Below are 6,966 nucleotides of genomic sequence, written 5' to 3' on the forward strand. Positions count from 1 at the left end.
GGTCGCTACATACCCCCATAGCGGACTTTCACCGCCTAGTTAATCGCCATGCGTGGCGCACAAGAAAAAAAGAAGCAAGGAGATTCCTTACTTCTTACATTTCAGCATTAACCATTGCGACACGGTCGTACTGTTCTAATACTTTTTCCGTGACTTTTCCATTACCACGTTTGATCACATATACATCGACTCGTTTTTTGCCCCACTGATCATAAACATCTTGAACGGTTTCAAAGTATAAATCAATCCGGTTTCCTTTTATTGCAGAACCTTTATCTGCTACGATTCCGTAACCATATCCATCAATATATAGAATTGTTCCTAATGGAAACACTTTTAAATCTGCGGCAATGGTTGAAATCCCCTCTGGATTTCTTCTTACTTTAACACCAGAGTAAGTAATTCCATATTCAGGATGGGAAATATCTTTTCCTGTTGATTCTACACCCGCTGTGTAGCCAGTCGCAACAACAGTAATTTTCTCATACTGTTTTTCCATTTTTGAAACCATGACAGCTTGTTTAGATCTTATAACTGATATTGAACGAGTTTCATTTTGATTAATTGTACTTATTTGGTTTTTTCGATTTTCGATTTGTAATTGTCTGATTTCATCTATATCAGTTGTAATTGCTTCCATTTTTGCTGGCTGTTCTTGTTGATTTAATTCTAACACATTAATTTGTTTTACTTCATTTTCACCAAACATCAATCCCATCGTTACAATGGGTGATATGACGAGTAACAGCAGTAATGCTATTTTTACTCGTCGATTTATATAGGTAGACATTTTGTTATCTACCTCCTCTCCTAGTCTCATCTTTTCCTAGAAAAAAATTTTTTTATACTTGTTTGATGAAAAAATAGGAAAGAAAGTAAATAAAACACTATAAAAAAGTTAATATATTGTTAAATGATTCAATATTGTCTACAATAAAAATAGCTATTAAAAAAGGAGGAATCATTTATGCAACAAACATTACCCACCCAATTTGTTAGTTTTATTTTTTTAAATTAGACCCAGCCTTTCGACGTTTGCCAATAGAAGAACAACAAAAACGTAAAGAAGAATTTCGGAATGTTGTAGAGGAGTATAATCATCATCCTGAGATGATGGTACTGACATATTCTTTAGTTGGACTTCGAGGGGATGCAGACTTTTTGCTTTGGAGAATCTCCTATCAATTAGATTTATTTCAGGAAATGACTACAAAATTATTACATACAGGTCTAGGACAATACCTTACCATTGCTTATTCTTATTTGTCCCTAACAAAGAGAAGCATCTATGTCGATAAAGCCAATCCAGAACATCAAAATTCAAGAGCTCATATCGTGCCTGGACAAGGTAAATATTTATTCGTTTACCCCTTTATTAAAACAAGAGATTGGTATCACCTAACCTTTGCGACAAGACAGGGAATGATGGATGAACATATTAAGGTAGGAATGAAATATCCGTCTGTTAAATTAAATACAACATACTCCTTTGGTATTGATGATCAGGAATTTGTTGTTGCTTTTGAGTCAGACCATGTTCAAGACTTCTCCAATTTAGTTCAAGAACTAAGGGAATCAGAGGCAAGCCGTTATACGCTTCGTGATGTTCCGATGTTTACATGTATTCGTAAAGAAACTGTATCCGAAATGTTAGATACGATATAGGAATAACCCACAAAATTAAAAATGATAAAAATAAGGGGTGAGAATCGTTGTTGATTCACACCCCTTCATAATTTTCCGTTTTATATTGTAGTGGATCACTTATGCTACTTCCTCTTCTCCTTGTTTACCAGTTCCTTCACATGCTGGACAAGTTTCAGAGCCACCTTCTAAGAGATCGTAGTAACCTTGCCCTTCACAGTATTCACAGATATGATCGCTATAACCTTTCATACCCATCGCCTCCGTTCAGATAGATTACTAAAAATATATCAATAATTCAGAAAATTATAAAGCTTTATTTTATCGCTTATTTGTCCAATTTCCTTCATGTAAGCGAAAACATCAAACTGTTAAAGTAATTATTTAAAGATTTTATAACTGTTGTAACCATAGTTCCTAAAGGTTTGAAAGGGTAAAATTTCTAGTCGATGCCTATTCACTTGAAACGTTTTTAGAAAATTGGCCATAAATTCAGTCGTGTTAGGATCGTTAATAAGTTCTTCAATCGGCAGAAAAATAGCCTCTTCAATTTCACCAAGTCTTGGCTTAGGATCTCCACCTAAATATTCAAGATAAAACAGAATCAAATGATCGCTAATACCTGTTTTTAATACACCAGTTCTCCCACCAACGATTCCTAAAATTTTGGCATCAATAGACGTTTCCTCTTTAATTTCCCTTATAACCGCCTCATCCATCGTTTCGTTTGGGCCGACAAAACCTCCTGGAAAAGTCCATAGCCCTTTGGTTTTGCTATATGATTTTTTAACAGCTAATACTTTCCCTTCCTTTAGAACAAGGCCCCCAACCCCTAGCCACACATCTTGTTTTCTCATGTTCGTTTCACCTCATTTTTTAGCATATCATATGGAAACAATAAAAAAAATAAAGAGCCGTTTTACTAACGACTCTCATGGATAAATGAAGATTTGTTTATTTCATTTTAGCCTAACAGTTTGCCTTTTTTGATGACTAATGGTAACCCACCTATTGAGTATAGATATCGGTTATCAATGAGTTGTTTCATTATTAAAGCTGTATAACCAGTCATTTTACGATTTCCTACTTTTCCGATTGCTTCTCCTTTCCCTAGGGAAGCTACGGTTCCACGGAGATTAAACTTAAACGGTTTTAAGTCCATTTTACCATTTCGGACATAAGAAGTAATTTGTTTTGCTAGATGTTCTCCTTGTTGAACAGCAATTTGGGCTGTTGGTGGATAAGGTCTGCCTTCTTCATTAAAGACAATTGAATTATCGCCGATAATAAATACATCTTGATAACCAGGTGCTCGCAGAAACTCGTCTACTTTTATGCGCGCTCTCATGGTTTCAATACCTAACATTTCAATCAATTTATTACCTCTAACTCCACCAGTCCAAACTACCGTACCAGCCTTTATTTCTTCCCCATCAGCCAGTGTGACGCCTTCCTCTGTGCATGCTTTAATAGGTGTATTGATTTTAAATTCTACCCCTTTGTTCTTTAAAACTTCAATCGCATAATCCACTAACTGAGGATCAAAACCTGGCAATGCACTTGGAGCAGCTTCAATATTAATAATTCTAACCTTTTTGGGATTCACTTCAAATTGTTCACAGAGTTCTGGAATACGGTCAGCCAATTCTCCAACAAATTCAATACCTGTAAATCCTGCACCTCCAACGATAAAGGTAAGATATTCAGGATGTCCAGGCTCATTTTTATACTTCGCAAACATATATTCAATATGTTCCCTGATTAGTTGCACCGAATTAATACTACGAATGGTAAAGGCATGTTCTTTTAGCCCCTCAATTCCAAAGGTTTCAACTTCGCTTCCTAAAGCAATAACCAAGATGTCATAAGTTAATCCTTGCCCATTATCCAGTGTAACCTTTCGTTCATTCTGAATATCAATCGCTACAACTTCTGCTTTAATAAAGTTAATCCTGTCTTTATCAATTAACTCATCTAAATCAATTTTAATCCTGCGAGGATCTACAGTTCCTGCAGCTGGTTGGTGTAAATGCGTCGTAATATAGTGGTAATCATGTTTATTGACCAAGGTAATATCGGCTTCATTATAATGTAATTCCTTTTGTAAACGTAATGCAGTGGTTAGCCCGCCGTAACCGGCACCGAGTATTAGAATCTTTGGTGTCATACACTCACATCCCCATCATATAATCTTTTTCTTTTCTTTATGTGTTTTAGCGTTCCCCAATTCCTTGCTTTTTAAAGTGGAACGTACCTGTTATGTTTTGGATTGTACATCATTTCACAAATTAAGACAACATAATTTAACATTGTTATATTTTTCACTATAAAAATAGTGTTAATATATGAATATCATACCATGCTATTTGTTAAATTTAAAGTATAATTAATCCCATAAAAGTGACGATCCCTCCTTCGAAGCGCATTCTGACTACTTTTGTGGGAACCCATCATAAAATCCTAACCAATAAAAAAGAGCTAAAGCGAATCAATCATCGCTTTACCTCCTATTGTTAAATCAGCCAAATTAAGTGCATCTAATACACTAGCCATCGATTCTCTAACTTTTTCCCAAACCATCTTTGTTGAACAGTCTTCGGTCTTGTTGCAGCAATTTCCGTCTTCATCTTCAAGACAATCAATAATATTCATTGAACCTTCTAGAACACGGACGATATCACCTACAATCACTTTTTCAGGTTCATTGGCTAAACGGTAACCACCTTTTGCACCACGAACACTTTTGACTAAGCCAGCTTTTCTTAAATCAACAAAAATTTGCTCCAAAAAAGGTTCAGGTATATGTTCATCTTTTGCGATTTGACGCAATGGGATAGGCTTTGTAAGTCCTGATTTTGCTAAATATACCATTGCTCGAAGTCCATAATGACCACGTGAAGAAAGCCTCATCAGGTACTCCTCCCTCAATAGGAATAAGTTCCTATTTCATTATACTTTAGGTCTTTACAATTAACTTTTTCTTAACGTATTTTTATTGTATTCACTCTAATCCAGCGTGTCAAATAAAGTTAATTTGGAATTTTGCAATTGTTCTCACAAAAACTTCTTTAAAAACCATCTTTTCCAGTTTATAATTGACTAGGGGATGTGTAAAAATCATGCAAAGGTGGGGAAAAATCATGTTACATGATGAAAAGGTTTACGAAATCACTGTAATAGGCGGAGGGCCTGCTGGCTTATTTGCCACATTTTATGCAGGGATGAGGGGAGCAAGTGTTAAGTTAATTGAAAGCATGCCTCAACTTGGCGGACAACTAGCTGCGTTATATCCCGAAAAATATATTTATGATGTAGCTGGATTTCCAAAAGTACTTGCTGCTGACTTAGTTAAGCGCTTAGAAGAACAAGTTTCACAATTTGAGCCAACCATTTGTTTAGAAGAAAAAGTGGTTAACGTTGAAAAAAATAGCGATGGTAACTTTGTTTTAACTACAGATAAAGGCACTCATTTATCTAAGGCCATCATTATTACTGCAGGTATTGGTGCTTTCGAACCACGTAAGCTTGAACTTGAAGGCGCTGAAAAGTATGAAAAGAAAAACTTACATTATTTTGTTAGCGACTTAAATATATTTAAAGATCGTAAGGTACTTCTATTTGGTGGTGGGGACTCTGCAGTCGACTGGGCACTTATGCTTGAAAACATCGCTAAAGAAGTAACGATTATTCACCGTAGGGATAAATTCCGTGCACATGAGCATAGTGTAGAAAGATTGTACGATTCTAAAGTAAACGTTATCGTTCCTCGTGTTATCACAAAATTAGAAGGTGACAACGTCATTGAAAAAGTAACCATTGCAAATCCTAAAGGTGGAGATGAGCAAGTGATTGAGGTTGACGATTTAATTGTTAACTTTGGTTTTGTTTCCTCATTAGGGCCAATTGCGGAATGGGGATTAGAAATTAAAAACGGTGGAATCGTTGTAGACTCAACAATGAAGACAAATATCGATGGAATTTATGCTGCTGGAGATATTGCTACATATGAAGGAAAAATTAAATTGATTGCTTCAGGATTTGGTGAGGCACCTACAGCTGTCAATAATGCCAAACACTATATTAACCCTGACGAAAGAGTACAACCAGTTCATAGCAGTAGTAAACACTAATCTTTTGAGAGGTAAGAAAAAAAGGTCGTTTAAAAAACGGCCTTTTTTATACGTTAGGAAGGTATAAATTTTAGCAAGAGGTAACTCGACGTTGCTAAAAATTTTAAGTTCCAAGTATAAGTGCAACTTAGGCTTCTGCCTGCATCAAAGATTTGGCATAAGCCAAGTTTTCTTTATTTGTAATAGAAAGTATTTTTCTCTTGTATATTTTATTCCCCATTACACAAAATAAGAGATATATGATGATGATAGGGGGACTTCTTGAATGAGAACGTTGATCAATACACTTTACACGCTTCTCTTATTGGTGTTAACGATCATTCTTCCACTAAGTATTCTTTTTAGCCGCGTTCCAGTGGGTAGCCATATTGACGCGATTGTTGGTGCGATCTTTGCTTTTATTCTAATGGTTAGTTATATCGTCTATACCTATTGGTTAGGTTTTTGGAATTCATGATGTGGAGGGGTCACGATGTCGTATATTTGTCCAGTTTGTAATGGGTTAATGTCATTAGAAGCAACCTGTCCCCATTGTCATCATCAATTAGATGATTTTGGTCGAATTGACCAGCTTTGGGGTCCATATTCACCCTATAGAGAAATTAATGAATTAAGATTGATAAACGGCTATCCCGATGATGAACAAAACCACCAATGCATCCATATTACCTCTTGTCCTGCATGTGGCCAAGATCAAATCATACGTATTGATGAGATATTTCAAGGATAGGGAAATCTTTGTTTTTCTTTTGTTGATAGACCTTTTGGAGTTGGATCTTTACGATTTTCGTATGAAGCCGATCAATCTTTTGGCTTAATGCAAGGACAAGGGGATGATGGAAACCAAGTTTCATCCCTTGTACTTCCATTTCCCTTCTCAGCCGTTTTTATCTTTGAATTACAAGGGAAAGAAACTTTTATACAATAGCATACAGGAGGCGCTTTTCTTTTTCAAACCTCAATTTAATTCATTACATGAATGGAACCCTTATTTAAACTAGAAATTTAAGGATAAAATAATCCCTAAAACTACCTTTTTCATTTATCTGCACCTCCTTTTTTGTTGCCATCATTATATATAAATACAAAAATTCCTGTATTTGCCTTTATTTGCGATCTAACCTGATTAATGCGCTATTTCCTCATAAATTCTCGCTCACTTATTAAAAATGATAATAATAAGAATATTTAT

General features: G+C 35.4%; 9 protein-coding genes. 4 read left to right on the forward strand and 5 right to left on the reverse strand.

The genetic code is table 11. The annotated features are described in order from the left end of the window. Positions 1 to 94: 94 nt before the first annotated feature. Positions 95 to 790: a 3D domain-containing protein gene (locus U473_RS15530; RefSeq protein WP_068725529.1), complete on the reverse strand. Its 696-nt coding sequence runs from the start codon at positions 788 to 790 to the stop codon at positions 95 to 97. Between the two features lie 245 nt (positions 791 to 1,035). Between U473_RS15530 and U473_RS09100 the strand changes: the two genes are divergently transcribed. Continuing rightward, the gene (locus tag U473_RS09100; protein WP_082732468.1) at positions 1,036 to 1,665 is read left to right on the forward strand and encodes a chlorite dismutase family protein; all 630 of its coding nucleotides are present in this window, start codon (positions 1,036 to 1,038) and stop codon (positions 1,663 to 1,665) included. Positions 1,666 to 1,764: 99 nt separating this feature from the next. Here U473_RS09100 and U473_RS14795 read toward each other — a convergent pair whose 3' ends face one another. The 4 genes from U473_RS14795 to U473_RS09115 all read right to left on the reverse strand — a co-directional run bounded on the left by U473_RS14795 (position 1,765) and on the right by U473_RS09115 (position 4,554). Further along, positions 1,765 to 1,896 (reverse strand): YuiA family protein, encoded by a 132-nt coding sequence (locus U473_RS14795; protein ID WP_235589094.1) that lies wholly within the window; start codon positions 1,894 to 1,896, stop codon positions 1,765 to 1,767. 128 nt (positions 1,897 to 2,024) lie between these two features. Then, positions 2,025 to 2,501 (reverse strand): NUDIX domain-containing protein, encoded by a 477-nt coding sequence (locus U473_RS09105; protein WP_068725531.1) that lies wholly within the window; start codon positions 2,499 to 2,501, stop codon positions 2,025 to 2,027. A 107-nt stretch (positions 2,502 to 2,608) separates the two neighbouring features. Continuing rightward, the gene (locus U473_RS09110) at positions 2,609 to 3,811 is read right to left on the reverse strand and encodes an NAD(P)/FAD-dependent oxidoreductase (RefSeq protein WP_068725533.1); all 1,203 of its coding nucleotides are present in this window, start codon (positions 3,809 to 3,811) and stop codon (positions 2,609 to 2,611) included. Positions 3,812 to 4,122: 311 nt separating this feature from the next. Next, positions 4,123 to 4,554 carry an RrF2 family transcriptional regulator gene (locus U473_RS09115; RefSeq protein WP_068725536.1) on the reverse strand — a complete coding sequence of 144 codons (432 nt, stop codon included), beginning with the start codon at positions 4,552 to 4,554 and terminating at the stop codon, positions 4,123 to 4,125. Between the two features lie 230 nt (positions 4,555 to 4,784). Here U473_RS09115 and U473_RS09120 point away from each other — a divergent pair, with 230 nt between their 5' ends. From U473_RS09120 to U473_RS09130, 3 genes are all read left to right on the forward strand, one after another. Then, positions 4,785 to 5,774, forward strand: a complete 990-nt coding sequence (locus U473_RS09120; RefSeq protein ID WP_068725539.1) for an NAD(P)/FAD-dependent oxidoreductase — start codon at positions 4,785 to 4,787, stop codon at positions 5,772 to 5,774. 265 nt (positions 5,775 to 6,039) lie between these two features. Continuing rightward, entirely contained in the window at positions 6,040 to 6,231 is a 192-nt protein-coding gene (locus U473_RS09125) for a hypothetical protein (protein ID WP_068725541.1), read from the forward strand. A gap of 15 nt (positions 6,232 to 6,246) precedes the next feature. Beyond that, entirely contained in the window at positions 6,247 to 6,504 is a 258-nt protein-coding gene (locus U473_RS09130; RefSeq protein WP_068725543.1) for a hypothetical protein, read from the forward strand. Positions 6,505 to 6,966 lie beyond the last annotated feature (462 nt).

Origin of the sequence: Tepidibacillus decaturensis (assembly GCF_001561915.1) — a bacterium.
Classification (GTDB): Bacteria; Bacillota; Bacilli; order Tepidibacillales; family Tepidibacillaceae; genus Tepidibacillus_B; species Tepidibacillus_B infernus.

Bases quoted from the DNA above. Each gene is read 5' to 3' on its own strand.
- U473_RS15530 (WP_068725529.1), bottom strand. From the start codon at position 790: ATGTCTACCTATATAAATCGACGAGTAAAAATAGCATTACTGCTGTTA.
- U473_RS14795 (WP_235589094.1), bottom strand. From the start codon at position 1,896: ATGAAAGGTTATAGCGATCATATCTGTGAATACTGTGAAGGGCAAGGT.
- U473_RS09105 (WP_068725531.1), bottom strand. From the start codon at position 2,501: ATGAGAAAACAAGATGTGTGGCTAGGGGTTGGGGGCCTTGTTCTAAAG.
- U473_RS09110 (WP_068725533.1), bottom strand. From the start codon at position 3,811: ATGACACCAAAGATTCTAATACTCGGTGCCGGTTACGGCGGGCTAACC.
- U473_RS09115 (WP_068725536.1), bottom strand. From the start codon at position 4,554: ATGAGGCTTTCTTCACGTGGTCATTATGGACTTCGAGCAATGGTATAT.
- U473_RS09120 (WP_068725539.1), top strand. From the start codon at position 4,785: ATGTTACATGATGAAAAGGTTTACGAAATCACTGTAATAGGCGGAGGG.
- U473_RS09125 (WP_068725541.1), top strand. From the start codon at position 6,040: ATGAGAACGTTGATCAATACACTTTACACGCTTCTCTTATTGGTGTTA.
- U473_RS09130 (WP_068725543.1), top strand. From the start codon at position 6,247: ATGTCGTATATTTGTCCAGTTTGTAATGGGTTAATGTCATTAGAAGCA.